Annotated in this window: 14 protein-coding genes, 1 tRNA gene and 1 riboswitch; of the genes, 8 read left to right on the forward strand and 7 right to left on the reverse strand. The window is 40.6% G+C overall.

The window, feature by feature from the left end; genetic code table 11:
* Positions 1 to 16: 16 nt before the first annotated feature.
* On the reverse strand, positions 17 to 1,000 hold the full coding sequence (gene pfkA / locus GKO22_RS06135) for a 6-phosphofructokinase (protein ID WP_166333260.1): 984 nt from the start codon (positions 998 to 1,000) through the stop codon (positions 17 to 19).
* Positions 1,001 to 1,152: 152 nt separating this feature from the next.
* Between pfkA and GKO22_RS06140 the strand changes: the two genes are divergently transcribed.
* The 6 genes from GKO22_RS06140 to GKO22_RS06165 all read left to right on the forward strand — a co-directional run bounded on the left by GKO22_RS06140 (position 1,153) and on the right by GKO22_RS06165 (position 8,545).
* Complete coding sequence (locus GKO22_RS06140) at positions 1,153 to 1,815, forward strand: NUDIX hydrolase (RefSeq protein ID WP_166333261.1); 663 nt, start codon at positions 1,153 to 1,155, stop codon at positions 1,813 to 1,815.
* A gap of 161 nt (positions 1,816 to 1,976) precedes the next feature.
* The gene (locus GKO22_RS06145; protein WP_166333263.1) at positions 1,977 to 2,582 is read left to right on the forward strand and encodes a TetR/AcrR family transcriptional regulator; all 606 of its coding nucleotides are present in this window, start codon (positions 1,977 to 1,979) and stop codon (positions 2,580 to 2,582) included.
* Positions 2,583 to 2,587: 5 nt separating this feature from the next.
* On the forward strand, positions 2,588 to 3,979 hold the full coding sequence (locus GKO22_RS06150) for a TolC family protein (RefSeq protein WP_166333265.1): 1,392 nt from the start codon (positions 2,588 to 2,590) through the stop codon (positions 3,977 to 3,979).
* Between the two features lie 20 nt (positions 3,980 to 3,999).
* Positions 4,000 to 5,058 carry an efflux RND transporter periplasmic adaptor subunit gene (locus GKO22_RS06155; protein ID WP_166333267.1) on the forward strand — a complete coding sequence of 353 codons (1,059 nt, stop codon included), beginning with the start codon at positions 4,000 to 4,002 and terminating at the stop codon, positions 5,056 to 5,058.
* Positions 5,059 to 5,080: 22 nt separating this feature from the next.
* Complete coding sequence (locus tag GKO22_RS06160) at positions 5,081 to 8,257, forward strand: efflux RND transporter permease subunit (protein WP_166333269.1); 3,177 nt, start codon at positions 5,081 to 5,083, stop codon at positions 8,255 to 8,257.
* Positions 8,258 to 8,471: 214 nt separating this feature from the next.
* Positions 8,472 to 8,545: transfer RNA gene (locus GKO22_RS06165), tRNA-His, on the forward strand.
* A gap of 111 nt (positions 8,546 to 8,656) precedes the next feature.
* Here GKO22_RS06165 and GKO22_RS06170 read toward each other — a convergent pair.
* The 4 genes from GKO22_RS06170 to GKO22_RS06185 all read right to left on the reverse strand — a co-directional run bounded on the left by GKO22_RS06170 (position 8,657) and on the right by GKO22_RS06185 (position 12,241).
* The gene (locus GKO22_RS06170; protein ID WP_166333282.1) at positions 8,657 to 8,893 is read right to left on the reverse strand and encodes a hypothetical protein; all 237 of its coding nucleotides are present in this window, start codon (positions 8,891 to 8,893) and stop codon (positions 8,657 to 8,659) included.
* Between the two features lie 51 nt (positions 8,894 to 8,944).
* Positions 8,945 to 9,214: a hypothetical protein gene (locus GKO22_RS06175; protein WP_166333284.1), complete on the reverse strand. Its 270-nt coding sequence runs from the start codon at positions 9,212 to 9,214 to the stop codon at positions 8,945 to 8,947.
* Positions 9,215 to 9,371: 157 nt separating this feature from the next.
* Complete coding sequence (locus tag GKO22_RS06180; protein ID WP_166333286.1) at positions 9,372 to 10,631, reverse strand: DEAD/DEAH box helicase; 1,260 nt, start codon at positions 10,629 to 10,631, stop codon at positions 9,372 to 9,374.
* 119 nt (positions 10,632 to 10,750) lie between these two features.
* Positions 10,751 to 12,241 (reverse strand): amino acid permease, encoded by a 1,491-nt coding sequence (locus GKO22_RS06185; protein ID WP_166333288.1) that lies wholly within the window; start codon positions 12,239 to 12,241, stop codon positions 10,751 to 10,753.
* Positions 12,242 to 12,528: 287 nt separating this feature from the next.
* Between GKO22_RS06185 and GKO22_RS06190 the strand changes: the two genes are divergently transcribed.
* On the forward strand, positions 12,529 to 13,131 hold the full coding sequence (locus GKO22_RS06190; protein WP_166333290.1) for an outer membrane beta-barrel protein: 603 nt from the start codon (positions 12,529 to 12,531) through the stop codon (positions 13,129 to 13,131).
* A 153-nt stretch (positions 13,132 to 13,284) separates the two neighbouring features.
* Here the strand turns inward: GKO22_RS06190 and fbp are convergent, their stop codons facing one another.
* Together fbp and pckA are read right to left on the reverse strand one after the other, a co-directional pair.
* Positions 13,285 to 14,304, reverse strand: coding sequence for a class 1 fructose-bisphosphatase (gene fbp / locus GKO22_RS06195; protein ID WP_166333291.1), 1,020 nt, complete (start codon positions 14,302 to 14,304; stop codon positions 13,285 to 13,287).
* An 18-nt stretch (positions 14,305 to 14,322) separates the two neighbouring features.
* On the reverse strand, positions 14,323 to 15,873 hold the full coding sequence (gene pckA / locus GKO22_RS06200) for a phosphoenolpyruvate carboxykinase (ATP) (protein WP_166333293.1): 1,551 nt from the start codon (positions 15,871 to 15,873) through the stop codon (positions 14,323 to 14,325).
* Positions 15,874 to 16,257: 384 nt separating this feature from the next.
* Positions 16,258 to 16,369: riboswitch (SAM riboswitch) on the forward strand.
* A 250-nt stretch (positions 16,370 to 16,619) separates the two neighbouring features.
* Here pckA and GKO22_RS06205 point away from each other — a divergent pair.
* Positions 16,620 to 17,924 carry an O-acetylhomoserine aminocarboxypropyltransferase/cysteine synthase family protein gene (locus GKO22_RS06205; RefSeq protein WP_166333295.1) on the forward strand — a complete coding sequence of 435 codons (1,305 nt, stop codon included), beginning with the start codon at positions 16,620 to 16,622 and terminating at the stop codon, positions 17,922 to 17,924.
* The last annotated feature ends 11 nt before the right edge of the window (positions 17,925 to 17,935 follow it).

Below are 17,935 nucleotides of genomic sequence, written 5' to 3' on the forward strand. Positions count from 1 at the left end.
TTTTTAGATGTATACGTTATATAGACATTACTTTAGAAATCTCTAACAATTCCTCGTCTATTTTAAATACATCACTATGCAACGCTACATGGAGCGGCGTCGTGACTATCTGATTTCCTTTAAATCCGATAGTCGACTTAGAGTTTCCTTTTAGCAATTCTTTAACCGCATGGTAGCCCATTCTTGTGGCCAAAATACGGTCAAAACTGCTTGGAGATCCACCCCGCTGCAAATGCCCTAAGATACTAACTTTTGTATCAAAGAAATCAAATTTTTCTTTGACGCGCTTTGCCACGTGGTATGCCCCGCCATTTTTCTCTCCTTCGGCCACGATTACGATCATAGAAGATTTATTTTTGTCCATGCCATCTTCTAGCATTTGGATCAGCTCATCAATGGCGGTATCCTTCTCCGGCATCAAGATGGCTTCTGCACCAGCAGCTACGCCCGCGTTCAGCGCGATACAACCCGAGTCGCGCCCCATCACTTCCACAAAAAATAAACGACTATGTGATGCCGCTGTATCCCGGATTTTGTCAATCGCTTCAATCACGGTGTTATTTGCCGTATCATAGCCAATCGTATAGTCTGTACCAAATAGATCGTTGTCTATAGTCCCGGGAATACACATGACAGGAATATCATATTCGTCCGAAAACACCTCCGCACCGGTAAAAGTACCATCACCACCAATGGTGACTAAGGCGTCAATATTTGCTTTTTTTAAATTTTGATAAGCGGTCGCTCGACCTTCTTTCGTGCGAAATTCAGGACAGCGGGCTGATTTTAAAACGGTACCGCCTTGCGTCAAGATCGAACTTACCGAACGACTGTCCATCTCAAACAAATCGTTTTCAATTAATCCTTCATAACCGCGATAAATACCGGTAACTTCAATATGATGATATATAGCTGTACGAACTACGGCACGGATTGCTGCATTCATGCCTGGTGCATCTCCGCCTGATGTTAATACGCCTATTCTTTTTATGCTTGTCATGGATAGTACTCTTCAATATAATATATACGAATATAATGTGTATTTATTACACTATTAAATTTTTTTTTAGATTTGTTGTGTATTCAGGATATTTTCCAGATAATTGTTACTTTGATCATTAACCACTTACTAGGTAATTAAAGCAGATTTCTGTGCATTCTCAATTCACCATCGATTGTGTTATTTTAAGTTTTGACAACGGAAAATTGCAGGTATTGCTTACCGAACGCAACGAGTATCCGTATAAAGATTGGTGGTCTATCCCCGGCTATTTTGTCGACAAGTATGAAGAGATGGAAGATGCTGTGTATCGGATCTGCCATGAGATGACAGGACTGAAAAACATTTACATGGATCAGCTTGCTGCTTTTGCCGGTGTGAAGCGCCATCCAGAAGGTAGAATTCTAACGGTAGCCTACTTAGCATTTGTACAATTTGATAGTATCAAAAATAAGATAAAGCCTGTATCTACTTACATGAAGCAAGCTAAGTGGTTTGCCGCCAATGATCTACCAGACCTGGCTTTTGATCACTTAGACATCGTAACCAAAAGTCTAGATCGTCTCAAGAATACGATTTCTTACTCTGCGTCATTATATGAGTTACTACCCGAAAAATTCACTTTAACGCAACTCCAGCAATTGCATGAAGCTATTCTTGGTAAGACTTTAGACAAACGCAACTTTCGCAAAAAAATCAATACACTGGGCTACTTAAAGCCTTTGGATGAATATCAGAAAGGCGTATCGTATCGTGCTGCAAAACTCTACAAGCTAGACAAACGAAAATTCCAAAAAGTAATCGGCCAACCGTAAACCAACGCACTACATTTATTAACTGATCGTTAATAAACACAGCCTCATCAGTCCTAATTGTCTCACTATTGTCTTTTTTATTTTTTTTTGTACTAGGTACCTCTACTTTTTATATTTTTGAACAATTTTTAACAAAAGTCAAATAGTATAAATGTTCAAAAATGTCAGAGACTAGGAAAGAAGAGATTGTAGAGGCGGCACTAAAAAGGTTCTCTCATTTTGGTATTCAAAAAACTACAATGAACGAAATTGCAGATGATTTACGGATCACTAAAGCGAACCTCTACTATTACTATACAGACAAATCTACATTGTTGGGTGATTGTGTTAGATCAGTAATGACTGAAATGTCGGATCGGGAGCATGAGATTATCCAAGCCAACGAGGGTGGCTTATTAGGCACACTGTTCTCTCTGTTTGAATTGCACAACAATTACTCAAAAGATTATTATATGCTCTCCTTATATGAAAAAGTAGAAATTATTAGAGAGTTGAGCATGCAGTGCATGGTACAAGAATTTGACCAACGTAATATCAAAAATCTTCGTATCCTGTTTCAGCGAGCAATCGACACCAAGGAATTAATATTAACCGATCTGGAGATGGCTACGAGCGCTTTTCATGAGATTATCAAAGGGTTATCTATGTTTCATCGGATTTCAGACATTATTACGGGTATACCCAATATAGATAATACAGAAAAGATACTAGTCAGCCAGAAACGTGCTGCAAGATTTATTTTAGAAGGAAAATTAACAAGTAAATAATCATAATGAAACGTATAAAACTGATCGCAATCGTGGTTTCAGGCTTTTTGGCTACACCGTCCTTATTTGCACAGGAGAAGCTCACCTTACAACAGGCTATTCGCTATGCGCTAGAACACAAAGTAGATGCCCAAAAATCGAAATTAGACATAGCCAATGCCGAAAACAAAATAGCAGAGACTAGATCTGGCGCACTACCACAAATTAGTGCAGAAGGTGGTTTTACCTACAATCCTATTATTCAACAAAATGCCATCGATGTAAGTGCCATTGGTGGTGCGTTGCCTGGCGTAGAACCTGGAACACCTCCCGTAGAGGGCGGAAATGAAGGCGGATCATTGGTTTTAGTAGCGTTCGGTACACCATGGACCTCCGCCAATACGGTATCTCTGAATCAGCAGATCTTTAATCAAGCATTATTTACAGGATTGAAAGCGGCTAAATCTAGTCGAGAATTTTATCAAATCAATCACGCGCTTACGGAAGAACAATTAATCGAAAAAATTGCCAATGCTTACTACGAAGTATTCCAAACACAACAATCGTTGAAAACTGTACAAACCAATCTTGACAACACGCGCAAAAGCATGGGAATCATTAAAGGTTTGTACGAAGCTGGTTTGCAGAAAAAAATCGACCTAGATCGTATTCAAGTTGCTGTGACCAATCTGGAATCTCAGAAACAGCAAACGCTAAATGGCTTAGAGCTGCAAAAAAATGCTTTAAAGTTTGCGATGGGGATGAACATTTCCAACAGTATTGAGTTGCCTGAAGAAACTTTTCAAGTGGATATCTCGAAAATATTCGAAGAATCAAACTCGGAGAATAGAACCGAAATCAGACTTTTAGATAAGCAAGAAGAACTATTAGAATTAAATAAAAAGGCATTTATTGCCGAGTATTATCCCACCGTATCGGTGAATGCTAATTATGGTGTACTAGGATTCTCTCGTGATTTCTTCCTCACCAAACCATCTACTTCTCGTTGGGCAGATTTTTCAGCCGTGGGTCTAAGCATTAAAATCCCAATTTTCAACGGTTTTGCTACACGAAGCAAAGTACGTCAAGCAGACATCGATTTGCAGGCTTTGCGATACGACCGTGAAGATACCAAATTAGCTTTAGCACTTGACAACGAGAATGCAAAATCGCAAATGAAAAATAGCATTCTAGTCATCCAATCAAACGAAGACAATGTCAAGCTCGCGCAAGAAGTTTTGACAGACACAGAAAACAACTACAAGAATGGCCTGGCAACATTAACTGAACTGTTGGATGCCGAAAAAGCATTTGCAGATGCGCAAAATAATTACACTACATCGCTATTAGATTATAAAATAGCCGAAGTACAACTGATCAAATCAAAAGGAGAATTAAAATCACTAATTAACGAATAATTATAAGCAAGACTTTACAAATGAAACGTACAATCATCACCATTATAATCATTGCTGCAGCACTAGGAGGTATCGTATACCTACTACAAAAAAATAAGGCTCATAATGAAGCAGAAACACAGGAGGCAGCAGCCACAAATCCGAAAGTAGCCGTACGAACTGATACAGCGACTAATCGTATGATGAATTTAGCTTACATCGCCAACGGAACTTTCGAACCGAAGCAAATGGTCACTGTTTCTGCTGAAACACAAGGTCGAGTAGTTCGCATATCGGTAAAAGAAGGCGATAATGTTAGAGCAGGTCAAACTTTGGCCGTAATCGAATCAGATCGCATAAATGTAGATGTATCGAATGCTGATGTCAATATGAATCAAGCAAAACGTGATCTAGACCGTTATGAAAGCGCTTTTAAATCTGGCGGTGTGACCGAACAACAATTAGAACAAGCTAGAGCTCAATACGAGACAGCAAAAAACAACTACCGCACGGCACAGATAAATGCTAAAGATATCACCATGAAAACATCAGTAAGTGGTGTTGTTAATAGCCGAAAAATAGAACCTGGAACTTTCGTTAGCCAAGGTACAGCAGCATTTGACATCGTGAACGTGAGCACACTTAAACTACGCGTTAATGTAGACGAAAAAAATGTAGCTACATTGCGTCTGGGACAAGAAGTACAGGTGGCAGCAAGTGTTTACCCAGAAGACAAATACACGGGTAAGATTACTTTCATTGCACCTGTTGCAGATGGTAGCTTAAATTTCCCAGTGGAAATTGAAGTCCAAAATACTGCAAATAACCCATTACGAGCAGGCATGTATGGCACAGCTACTTTTGGTGTCAACAACAAAGCAGATGTATTAATCGTTCCTCGCACTGCATTTGTGGGATCGGTAAGTGACAATCGCGTATTTGTGGCTCGTGATGGTAAAGCAATCGATACCAAGGTGGTATCAGGTCGTAGTTTTGGCAATTACATTGAAGTACTTTCTGGTTTGCAAGCGGGCGACGTAGTCGTTACGACAGGACAGATCAATTTACTTGATGGCGCCGAGATCGAAATTATTAAGTAAGCAATCTCACAACATATCAGGCATGAAAATAAGTGAAGTTTCCATAAAACGACCGAGCATCATCATAGTACTCTTTATACTATTGACGTTGGGCGGTCTGTTCTCCTACTCGCAATTGGGGTATGAGTTAATTCCAAAATTTGAAACAAACGTCGTTTCGGTACAAACAGTATACCCCGGAGCGTCTCCTACAGAGGTAGAAAATACCGTCACACGTGTTATAGAAGACGCCGTATCGTCTTTAGAGAGTATTAAAAAAATCGAGGCAACATCGATGGAAAACCTTTCTATCGTGATGATTACGCTAAACACTGGCGCCGATGTCAACTTCTTATTGACTGACGCACAACGTAAAATCAATGCGGTGCTTAAAGATCTTCCCGATGATGTAGATCCGCCATCACTGGATAAATTCTCGTTAGATGATGTCGCTATCATGAGTTTAGCGGTTACATCAAACCTGTCAGAGAAGGACCTGTACGATCTTTTGGATCAAAAAATCCAACCTGTTTTTGCTCGTATAAACGGTGTAGCAAAAGTCGAAATGGTTGGTGGTGAAGAACGTCAGATCCAAGTACGCATTGATCCAGATAAGTTGCGTGGATACCGCATTCCATTGACTCAAGTGCAACAAATGATCGCCTCATCAAACTTAGATTTCCCAACAGGAAGTGTGAGCACAGACGAAAAGCGTACAACCATCCGTCTGGCGGGTAAAGTAAATACGATTGACGAATTAAGAGACTTGCCCATCTCTACTTCTGCGGGATCGATCATCTATCTACGTGATATTGCAGACGTACAAGATGGTATCGCTGAGATTGAAAAGATTGCTCGTTTAGATCGTCAAAACACGATTTTGATGCAGGTATTTAAACAATCTGATGCCAATGCAGTAGAAGTTTCGGAGCTGGTACAGAGTACGATGGCACAAATTGAAACCGATTACGAAGACAACAATATCAATATCTTCCTAGCATCTGACTCGTCCGAATTCACCTTGAGCTCAGCAGACAACGTAGTACACGATTTAGTGATTGCGATCGTGCTTGTTGGTCTTATCATGTTATTCTTCCTGCATAGCTTGCGCAATGCTGCTATTACCATGGTAGCGATCCCATTGTCATTGATTGCTACTTTTATAGGGCTCTTCATCATGGGGTACACGTTGAACCTCATGTCTCTTTTAGCACTATCTCTGGTGGTCGGTATTTTGGTGGATGATGCGATCGTAGTACTCGAAAATATTCACCGCCACATGGAAATGGGAAAAAACAAAGTTCGTGCAGCGTATGATGGTGCTAGCGAGATTGGATTTACCGTATCTGCGATCACGTTGGTAATCGTGGTGGTATTCTTGCCTATCGCGTTATCATCAGGACTAGTTGCCGATATCTTGAAGCAATTCTGTGTGACAGTTATTATCGCAACATCACTTTCCTTCTTAGTTTCCTTTACCGTAGTGCCTTGGTTGTACTCTCGTTTCGGAAAATTAGAACATGTAAGTAACACCTCTTTCTTTGGTCGCATCATCACCGGATTTGAAACTGGCTTGACCAGCTTCACGCATTGGATTTCCGACCTATTGAAGTGGTCTATCAAGACTCGGTTGAATAAAGTACTTACCTTGCTTCTAGCTATCGTATTGTTTATTGCCTCCATTGCCTTACTACCATTAGGTTTTATTGGATCTGACTTTTTCCCAAGCAGTGATCGGGGAGAATTCTTGGTACAATTGGAATTGGAGAAAGATGCATCACTACAGGTAACGAATCAGTTCACACAACGTGCGGAAGCTTTTATCGCTTCTAAACCTGAAATCGAACGAATGATTACCACCGTTGGCCAGTCAAGTGACGGGGTGATGTCTACTGGAGGTTCGCGTTACAAATCCGAAATCCAGGTATTCATTAAAGATGAGTACAAAACAGAAATCAACTCACGGGTATATTCTGCACAGCTAAAGCGCGAGTTGGAAAACAATTTGATTGGACCAAAAATCAAAATGGTTGCTATGGGATTGATCGGTGCTGAGCAAGCTCCGTTGAAATTGACCATTATTGGTTCTTCCATGGAAGATGCTTTAGCATTTGCCGAGAAAGCAGCAGATCAGTTACGTGAAGTTCCGGGAGCAGTTGGCGTAAAATTGACTTCGGAAACAGGTAATCCCGAAATCAATGTCGAGGTAGATCGGGAGAAGATGACCTCTTTAGGATTAAGTATCTCTACGGTCGGTATGAGCATGCAAACTGCCTTTGCCGGAAATACAGATAATAAATTCCGTGCTGGTGAGAACGAATATGAAATCAATATTCAATTTGACGATAAAGGCCGTTATGACATTAGTAATGTACAAGATCTTGAGTTTATCAATGATAAAGGAGAAGCGGTAAAGTTAGAACAATTTGCTAATGTTAAATATAGTTCCGGCCCTACCCTATTAGAACGTCGTGATAAATCGCCTGCGGTTTCAGTAGAAGGTCAAGTGATTGGTAGATCTGGTGGTGCTGTTGCTGCAGATTGGGAAGCTCAATTCGAGCAACTAGAACGCGCTCCTGGTGTACAATACCTTTGGGGAGGTAACATGGAGAATCAATCCGAAGGTTTTGGTACATTAGGTATCGCATTAGTCGCTTCCATTCTTTTGGTTTATCTAGTAATGGTGGCATTGTATGACTCATTCGCTACACCCTTCATCGTATTATTCTCGATTCCATTATCCTTCATCGGTGCATTATTAGCATTAGCATTGACCAATGAATCACTAAACATCTTTACCATCTTGGGTATTATCATGTTGATTGGTTTGGTAGCGAAGAACGCGATCCTTTTGGTGGATTTTGCAAACCACAAGAAAGAAGCCGGTGCCAATACCTTTGATGCATTAGTAGCTGCAAACCATGCACGTCTACGTCCTATCTTGATGACCACAATTGCGATGGTATTCGGTATGATTCCGATCGCGATGGCCACAGGTGACGGTGCAGACACCAACCGTGGTTTAGCGATTGTCATTATCGGGGGATTGATATCGTCTCTATTCCTGACATTGGTTATTGTACCGGTCGTGTATTCCATTTTTGATGGTTTCCAACGTCGTTTTGGTAGCAAAGAAAAAGCAAACTACGCTGATCTAATCGTAGAAGATTTTAAAATGCGAGAAGACTACGTAGATGAGATGGATGTAACGCATACTTAGATAAACTTTTATCTTTTGTATAACAGATGTCTAATGCCTTGATGTACTTAAAACACACATCAAGGCATTTTTCGGAGTAATATCAAGCTGATATCATAAATATTAAAAAAATAATAAGCTCGAAATCATAGTGTTATTACTTTCCCAGCTTTTTTTAGCGAAGAATGCTTGCGACAATTGCAATATTATACTACTTTTGTAACACCAAAACACGGTAGATGTAGCTCAGTTGGTTAGAGCATCGGTTTGTGGTACCGAGGGTCGTGGGTTCGAGCCCCATCATTTACCCAAAAAAGCGAAGATATACTCTTCGCTTTTTTAAGTTTATGACCTTTTTGAAATCGGGTTATACAACTTACAACGGATTGCAAAAATGTAATCCATCTCTTCTAAGAGATCTTATACGGATCTCCCGAAATGCTTCTGAACCAATATTGCTAATTCGTCTGCTGATATTTTAGACTCAGCATCACCCTCTGTACTCCAAGTACGCGTAGCCATATCAAACTTAAGTAAGTATGGCTTTGACAACCCTGCTTCTTTTACGGTGAAGAAATGATTTTCTGTATTGTACGTTACATCAAATTCGACCGAAGTCCCATCGATATCGTGGCTAAATGTTCTAGTAAAGCTCATAAATTTTAAGTTGTTTAATTAAGTTAAGCAAATAGTGCTATCTATTCTGTTTTAATCTTCTAGTTTAATCTCACGCAAATAATCTCGTAGTCGTTCTGGAACTAACTGGCTTTTATCAGGATGATAATAAATCCGCTCACCTACACGCAAGTGCTCACCAGACTGGGGATTGAAACCTACTACGGGCATCTCCTCACTTGCCTCATAAAAATATTCATCAAAAATATCAGCAGCAGAAAAATGGCCGATATCTGGATTGAGAACGACAAAATCTGAGCGATACTCCTCTATTTTCTTCAAAAGTTTTTCTTTAGTAAACATAGTTTTAGGTATTTGTACATAATGCTGCTAAAGGCAGTATCATAAAAAATAAACATCCCGATCCCGGTATTGTTTGGGATCGGGATGCGGCGATATCTTTCGAGTATCTGCGTTAAGTGTCTCGATAAAAGAATTAAAAGAATATCAAAAAATGACTTTAATCATTAGAAGATTTGGTTTTACTAGATGGCGATCCCATCGTTTGTCTTCCATTTTTATTATTATTTTTCTTCTTACGGGCGTTGTTTCTTTTTTTAGGTGCACCACTTCTTGGATTGTACGCAGGGCCAGTTCCCAATCCTTCTGGTAACGGCATCTTTTTGATCTCATACTCGATCAAGCTTTCGATTCGCGCAAAACGAGATTGATCTTTCTCATTGATAAATGTGATCGCCGTACCGGTAGTAGAAGCCCGAGCGGTTCGCCCGACGCGATGCACATAATCTTCTGGATCTGGTGGCACGTCGTAGTTAACGACCAAACTAATACCTACAATATCAATACCTCTACTAATCACATCCGTTCCGATCAAGACGCGTAGGCGCTTAGAACGAAATTTATTAATAATGGATTCTCGCTGCGCTTGTTCCAAGTCAGAGTGAAACCCCTCTGCCTCGATACCGCTTTTGGAAAGGTCTCGCGCTAAGGTTTTAACAATCTCCTTCTTCGAAGCAAACACAATTATGCTGGAATAGTCTTCATTAGACAGAATATGCCGAATCAACTTACCTTTCTGATCGTCGTAGGTCATGTATGCATGTTGATCGATACCGGCAGAAGGTTTGGAAATCGCAATGTTGATTTCCTGCGGTTCTTCTAAGATTTTCTTTGCCAGTGCACGAATCTTAGTAGGCATTGTAGCTGAAAATAACAAGCTTTGACGCTTAGTAGGCAGATAACTGATAATGCGAAGAATATCATCATGAAATCCCATATCCAGCATCGTATCTGCTTCATCCAATACGAGGTGCTCTAGCTGAGTAAAGTCAAACTTTCCAGAAGACATATGACTGATCAAACGACCTGGTGTAGCTACAATAATATTAACGCCTTCGCGTATAGCACGCTTCTGCTGTTCATACCCCATACCATCACCACCTCCGTACACCGAAATAGATGTAGCGCCCGTAAAATAGGCTAAACCCATGATCTGTTGATCAATTTGCAAGGCCAGCTCTCTGGTAGGCACTAAGATAATCGTATTGACGGCTTCCTTTGGATTTGTGCAGATCTTATTGAGGATAGGCAATAAATAGGCAGCTGTTTTACCCGTTCCTGTTTGAGCACAGGCAATGAGGTCTTTATTTGCTAATATAACAGGTACAGTTTGTTCTTGTATCGGTGTTGCCACCTCGAATCCCATACTTTCTAGTCCCTCTTCCAATGTAGAAACGAAACCAAATTCGGTAAATTTCAATATGTAATGTTTGGTATAAATAAATAACTGTCGTAATGTACTAATTTTTTATCGCATATCACGACAAACGCCGCCCTGTAGGAGGCGGCGTTTGTTTTATTATAACAATGAATTAAGATTTAGTCTTGCTCGTATCTTCCGCTTTCTATCTCTCTGCGCAATACGCTACGTTTCTTTCCGTATACGAAGTAAATCACTACGCCTAATAACATCCAGATACCTAAGCGCTCCCAACTTTCGATTGGTAACGAAGCCATCATTGCCACACATACCAATACCCCTAAAATAGGAATCAATGGCACCAATGGCGTTTTGAACGGACGCTCCGCTGTAGGATTTTTATAACGAAGCACAATCACGCCGATACACACCAAACTAAAAGCAAACAATGTACCGATACTCACCATGTGTCCCAAATCAGATACTGGAACAAAGCCCGCAAAAATACTTACGAATATCATAAAAACGGCATTAGTCTTCCATGGTGTCTGACGTTTAGAAAGATCAGAGAATATTTTTGGCAACAAACCATCTTTACTCATGGTATAAAATACGCGACTTTGCCCCAACAACATCACTAAGATTACGGATGTGTATCCTGCAATAATAGTAATAGTCATCGCTGTATTTAAGAAAGTATAACCTGTAGCTGCAAATGCAGTTGCTACTGGACTCGCATCACCTTGAAAATCTCTATAATTCGCTAAACCCGTGAGAACATAGGAGAAGGCTACATAAAAAACAGTACAAATAATTAATGAACCTATAATACCAATCGGCATCCCTTTTTTAGGATTAATGGCCTCTTGGGCAGCAGTACTCACTGCATCGAAACCGATAAAAGCGAAGAAAACAACACCCGCAGCTCTCAATATACCACTGATACCGTAGTGACCAAAGTACCCCTCGCTGAAGAAGTCGAACATCCCTATCTTTCCAGCTTTCAGTAACTCTTCTCCTTCATTAACAGGAATAAAGGGATCATGATTAACCGGGTTGATGAAAGACCAACCCAATACAATAAATACCAGTACAACTGCAATTTTTAAAATCACCAATACATTATTGACCAGTGCGGATTCTTGCGTACCACGCATGAGTAATAAGGAAATCAATATAACAATTACAATTGCAGGAAGATTGACAAGACCGCCCTCCCATGGACCATGTAAAATGGCTTCAGGTAATCCTTGACCAAATATGCTAATCACCAACTGATTAACATATTGCGACCAACTAGCAGATACCGTAGCTGCTGCTAAAGCATATTCCAATACCAAATCCCAACCAATGATCCACGCCATAAATTCACCCATGGTCGCATAAGAGTACGTGTAAGCACTACCAGCCACTGGAATCATGGACGCGAATTCTGCATAACACAATCCGGCAAATGCACAACCAATTGCCGCAATCACAAAAGCAATGGTCACCGCTGGACCTGCGTGATCCGCTGCCGCAATACCCGTTAATGAAAATAGGCCGGCTCCAATAATAGCTCCTACACCAAGCGCAATGAGCCCTGTACTCGTTAAGGTTCTTTTTAGCGTTCCTTCTCCGCTTTGCTGCGCTTCTGCAACCAATTTTGATATGGATTTCTTATACCACATGATTTAGATTAATTTTTAGATACCGTAAACGTACAAAAAATTACAAAAAACAGACGGCCTTGAGTGGCAAATTGTAATGTTTTAGAAAAATAATCACTGAAACCCCGTATTTTTTCGCAGGAAATTTGATTTCATCTTCCAAAATGTGAAATAATCATAGCACCAAACCTTTGTTTTTCAAAAAAATCGTTAATAAGCTCACCTAAATAGTTGACCAAAAATTTACAAAAGTCAATCATTCTTTCGCAGGAAGCACCGTATTTTTACGCACTCACGATCACACGCAAATGACACTACACCTCAAGTTTACTGCTACGGCAATTAGCAAAAAATTTATCCTTCCGATTTTTCTTTATTTGCTCACTACAGTAGCAGCACAAGCACAAATCGGTATTGGGGTGCAAGGTGGAGGTAATTTCAGTAAAGGAATTGGATCAGAATTTAGATCGTCCAATCGCATTGGTTTACAATTTGGCGCATTCGTAAGTTATGAATTGAATAGGTACTTTACCTTGCAAGTGGAGCCAGGTTATACTATCTCGCGGATCAGGACAAACGAAACAACTCAGGCTTTACCAAACGGGATTAATAGAGGGACTCGTTCTGTGGATTATTTCAATCTCCCATTATTTGCCAAGCTCACTATCACTCCAGGATTTGCTTTACTTGCCGGTATAGATTTCAGCAAATTATTGAACGAAGATAGATACTTGTTGAACAATGGTCTTCCAGCATTCAATACTAACCTAAATACCGGATATGCATTAGGTGTAGAATTTGGAAAACTATATTTCAGGTACCGTCGTCAAAATGGCTTTAGCAGAATCAACGATCAGAGCGATTCCTACATTCAGCAGCTGCAAATTGGCCTTCGGTTTCGTTTGCTATAAGTAGGCAAAGAATAACTTTGTAGGTAAAAACAGAAACGCACACATCTTAAACCCGATTTTACTATGTATTATAACTACATAGCTACTTTCGAACAAAGCTACTCTTCACTAAGAGCAATCTATTTTTAGCGAATTATTATCATTCCGCTCGTATCATTTTGTCGTGAACTCTTCCAACTCAGCATACAACTTTTCTACCATACTTACCATTATCGGACTTCCGATGACCAATGGTGTACGCTGATGTAGTTCCTCCGGTTGTATTTCCAAGATACGTTCTTTCCCAGTTGATGCTTTTCCCCCGGCCTGTTCTAGTATAAAAGCCATAGGATTACACTCGTACATGAGACGTAGTTTACCTTTTCGGTGTCGCACACTTTCTGGATACATGAATATGCCACCTTTCAGCATCGTACGATGCAAATCTGCCACTAAAGACCCTATATAGCGCAATGAATACGGGCGACCGTTGGAAAGATTCTCCTCCTGACACAATTTTACATATTCTTTGATAGCGGGCGGAAAGTTGACAAAATTTCCCTGATTGATGGAATACGTATTTCCATTTTCAGGAATTCGCATTGCGGGATGCGAAAGACAAAACTCCCCGATACTTGGATCAAGTGTAAAACCATTTACGCCATGTCCAGTCGTGTACACCAGCATCGTAGAAGAACCATATAAAATGTATCCTGCGGCTACCTGATTCAAACCTTGTTGTAAGATATCTTCCTCCAATATCTTTCCAGAAATTGACTTACGCCTGTATATAGAAAATATTGTTCCAATAGATATATTTACGTCAATATTGGATGAGCCGTCCAGAGGATCTATACATACAATATACTTTCCATCAGAAGATCCTTCAGATGACGAAAAATCTAAACCTTCTTCATGTTCTTCTGAGGCAATGTAGCAACACTCTCCGCCTCGCCTCAACGCAGATATAAATTCTTGATCGGCCAATACATCTAATTTTTGCTGCTCTTCGCCTTGCACATTAGTTTGGCCGAAAGAGCCCAAAATTTCTGCTAATCCAGCTTTGTTAACCTCCCGATTAACCACTTTAGCAGCGATACCAAGATCACGAAGCAAGCGAGATAATTCCCCTTTGGCAAAAGGGAATTCGGCTTGTTTCTCGATAATAAACTGGCCTAAGGTCTTATATTCCATAACGTTTGATCCCGAAACTTAATACGCATATTTTTGATAATTCTGTTCAAAGAGATCTTTTAATTCCTGTGCTTTATGTGTATAGCTATCCGGGTCTTGCCATAGTGACTGCGGATCCAAAATAGTATCTGGCACCTGAGGACAAGCTACAGGCATAGCTAGATCGAAAATGGGGTGTTGCACAAAGTCTTCATCTTCCAAAGCTCCCTGCATCACCGCACGGATCATCGCTCGAGTATGATAAAGTGGTATGCGGCGGCCAACGCCATAAGGTCCACCGATCCATCCTGTATTGACCAACCACACTTGTGTTGCCGTATCTTGCTGCAAACGATCGCGCAGCATTTCAGCATACCGCATCGCGTGTAGTGGCAAGAAAGCCTGACCAAAGCAAGCTGAAAATGTAGCGACAGGCTCTACGACTCCTACTTCAGTACCAGCCACTTTTGCTGTATAGCCATTTAAGAAGTAATACATTGCTTGTTCGACGCTCAACTTAGATAATGGTGGTAATACACCAAAAGCATCTGCCGTCAAGAAAAAAATATGTTTCGGCGCAGCCGAACGATTGATCTTGACCACATTGGGAATGTAATTGATCGGATAAGAGACGCGAATATTTTCGGTAACCGAACTATTACCATAATCCAAATGGCGGCTATTTGGCAAGAAAACCATATTTTCTGTCAAAGCACCGAAGCGCACAGCGCCATAGATATCCGGTTCACTTTCTACTTTAAGATTAATACATTTCGCATAACAGCCACCTTCTAAGTTAAAAATTCCTTCATCGGACCATCCATGTTCATCATCCCCAATCAGAAAACGATCATGATCTGCGGATAGTGTCGTTTTACCTGTACCAGATAATCCAAAAAATAAAGCGGTATCTCCATCTTTACCAGTATTAGCCGAGCAGTGCATGGAAAACACATTATGCTCTTGAGGCAGCACAAAGTTCATCATCGAAAACATACTCTTCTTGATCTCACCGGTATATGCTGTACCAATAATAAGTACCTTTCGTGTCGTAAAATCTAGCACTACAGCATTGGAAGCACGAAGACCTAGCTCCTTGTAATTTTCAATCTTTAGCAATGAGGCTACCCATACAGTCCAATCACGCTGATTTTCTACCTCTTGCTCAGGAAGAAACATGTTGCTGATAAACAGATCTTGCGCAGCAAGCTCCGTTACAAAATGGATTTTTCTGCCATATTTTGCGTACGTTGCGATGTTTGCTGTGCGCGTATAAAGCGCTTTGCTATCATCTAGGTATTTTTTCACTTGTTGTTCCAATGCTTCAAACACCTCCGTCGATATACCCTGATTGATATCGTTCCAATTTACCGCATCTTCAGTAATCTCATCACGCACAATATAACGATCGCGAGGAGAACGCCCGGTGAATGTTCCCGTCATGATATTTAGTGCCCCCGAAGACGAAAATGTCGCTTCCCTTTTTTCAACAGCGTGCTCAATTAATTCTGAAGGAGTCAATTCGCTGTACAACTCACCTTTTGGCTCCAGAACAAGTCCGGGTAAAGATTCTTGAAGAATTTTTTGCATTACAGTTCATTCGTTGTTTTATACGAAACAAAATTAACCAAAATATCTTTGCTCAGTGCTAAAACTCGGCTTATTGTAGCAAATACACTAAATCAAATGCTTGATTTACAGATTATTAAATTATAGATTAAATTATATGAAATGCTAAAACATTTTAGCTACTATCCTCGAAAATCAGCACCCGATTACGGCATTGCAATCGATTGTATACAAGCCAATTTGGGCTTATTTAGGCAATTACAGACGGTCAGCGAAAATCAAAAATAGTTTCAGATTTTAATTTATTTAATGTAGATCCTTGTTACGCTCCGCAAAAATCCTATATTTGCGACGTATATCATGCGATAATACAAATCAATTCCTTCTTCTATCGATTCAGGTCTTGATTTATACAGAAGTGGCGAGAGACTGGCTCGATGACCCACTGGCAACCAACAACATGAAGTTGAAAAGGTGCCAATTCCTGTCCAAAACATTGTTTTGGAGTATATAAATAATAGAACAGATGAACGAAAAAACACACTTTACCCATTTATCGGCACACACGTCACACCGTGTTGCCAGACCTCCATTCATTTCTTCACGCAGCGTAATTGTAGTCTGTCCGGCTCGAATGCGGTAGTCGTTGTTGGGATAAGCTTGTAGGCTGTGATCTGTACATAGCTTACCTTCATCTCGACCAAATAGACGACACCAATCTTTCTTGCAGACTATTCTTTATTCACGCACATAATAAATTCACTATTATGACCTACAAAAAAACATTGCAATACGAAACCTTACAAATACATGCTGGACAAGAAGCAGATCCCACCACAGGGGCGCGCGCTCTTCCTATATACCAAACATCATCTTATGTTTTTGACAATGCAGAACATGGCGCAAACCTATTTGCATTGAAGGAGTTTGGCAATATCTACACTCGGATTATGAACCCTACAACGGATGTTTTCGAGAAACGTATTGCGGCATTGGAAGGTGGTGTTGCAGCAGTAGCTGTTGCCTCCGGGCAAGCAGCTCAATTTATAGCTTTAAATAATATCTTGGAAAATGGCGATAACTTTATTTCCAGCTCGCATTTGTATGGCGGTACGTTCAATCAATTCAAAGTTGCCTTTAAAAGATTAGGTATTGAAGTGCGATTTGCAGATCAAGGTGATCCAGACGAATTTGAAAAATTGATTGATGACCGTACTAAAGCGCTTTACGTAGAGACAATCGGTAATCCAGCCTACAGCATCCCCGACTTTGAGCGCTTGTCTGCCATTGCCAAAAAATACGATTTGCCCATTGTTGTCGACAACACCTTTGGCGCAGGAGGTTACTTGTTCAAACCATTAGAACATGGTGCGAACATCGTAGTAGAATCTGCCACAAAATGGATTGGCGGACATGGCACTAGCATTGGCGGAGTTATTGTTGATGGTGGAAACTATAATTGGGGCAACGGAAAATTCAAGCAATTTTCAGAGCCTTCTGAAGGATATCATGGATTGGTCTTCTCCGATGTATTTGGAGAAAACAGCTCTTTTGGCAACATACAATTTGCCATTCGCGCTCGCGTAGAGGGCTTACGTGATTTCGGCCCAGCACTCTCGCCTTTCAATTCATTTTTGCTCACGCAAGGATTGGAAACCCTTTCGCTTCGCGTGCAACGGCATGTAGACAATGCATTAGAGATCGCGCAATGGCTGGAAAACCATGCGCAGGTTGAATCGGTAAGCTACCCGGGACTAAAGAGCCATCCCTATCACGATGCCGCTCAAAAATATCTAAAAAATGGCTACGGCGCAGTGCTGTCTTTTGCTATTCGCGGCGGCAGTGAAAAAGCGAACCAATTTATTGATGCACTAGAGCTGATCAGCCACGTCGCTAATGTTGGCGATGCCAAAACGCTGATTATTCATCCAGCAGCCACTACACATCAACAATTGAGCGCATCAGATCAACAGCGTTCGGGAGTGTATCCAGGAGTATTGCGCTTATCTGTGGGAATTGAACATATTGACGACATTAAAGCCGATTTGGAACAAGCTTTTGAATCGCTTTAATTTTATATAAC

The organism is Sphingobacterium chungjuense (assembly GCF_011316935.1).
Lineage (GTDB): Bacteria > Bacteroidota > Bacteroidia > Sphingobacteriales > Sphingobacteriaceae > Sphingobacterium > Sphingobacterium chungjuense.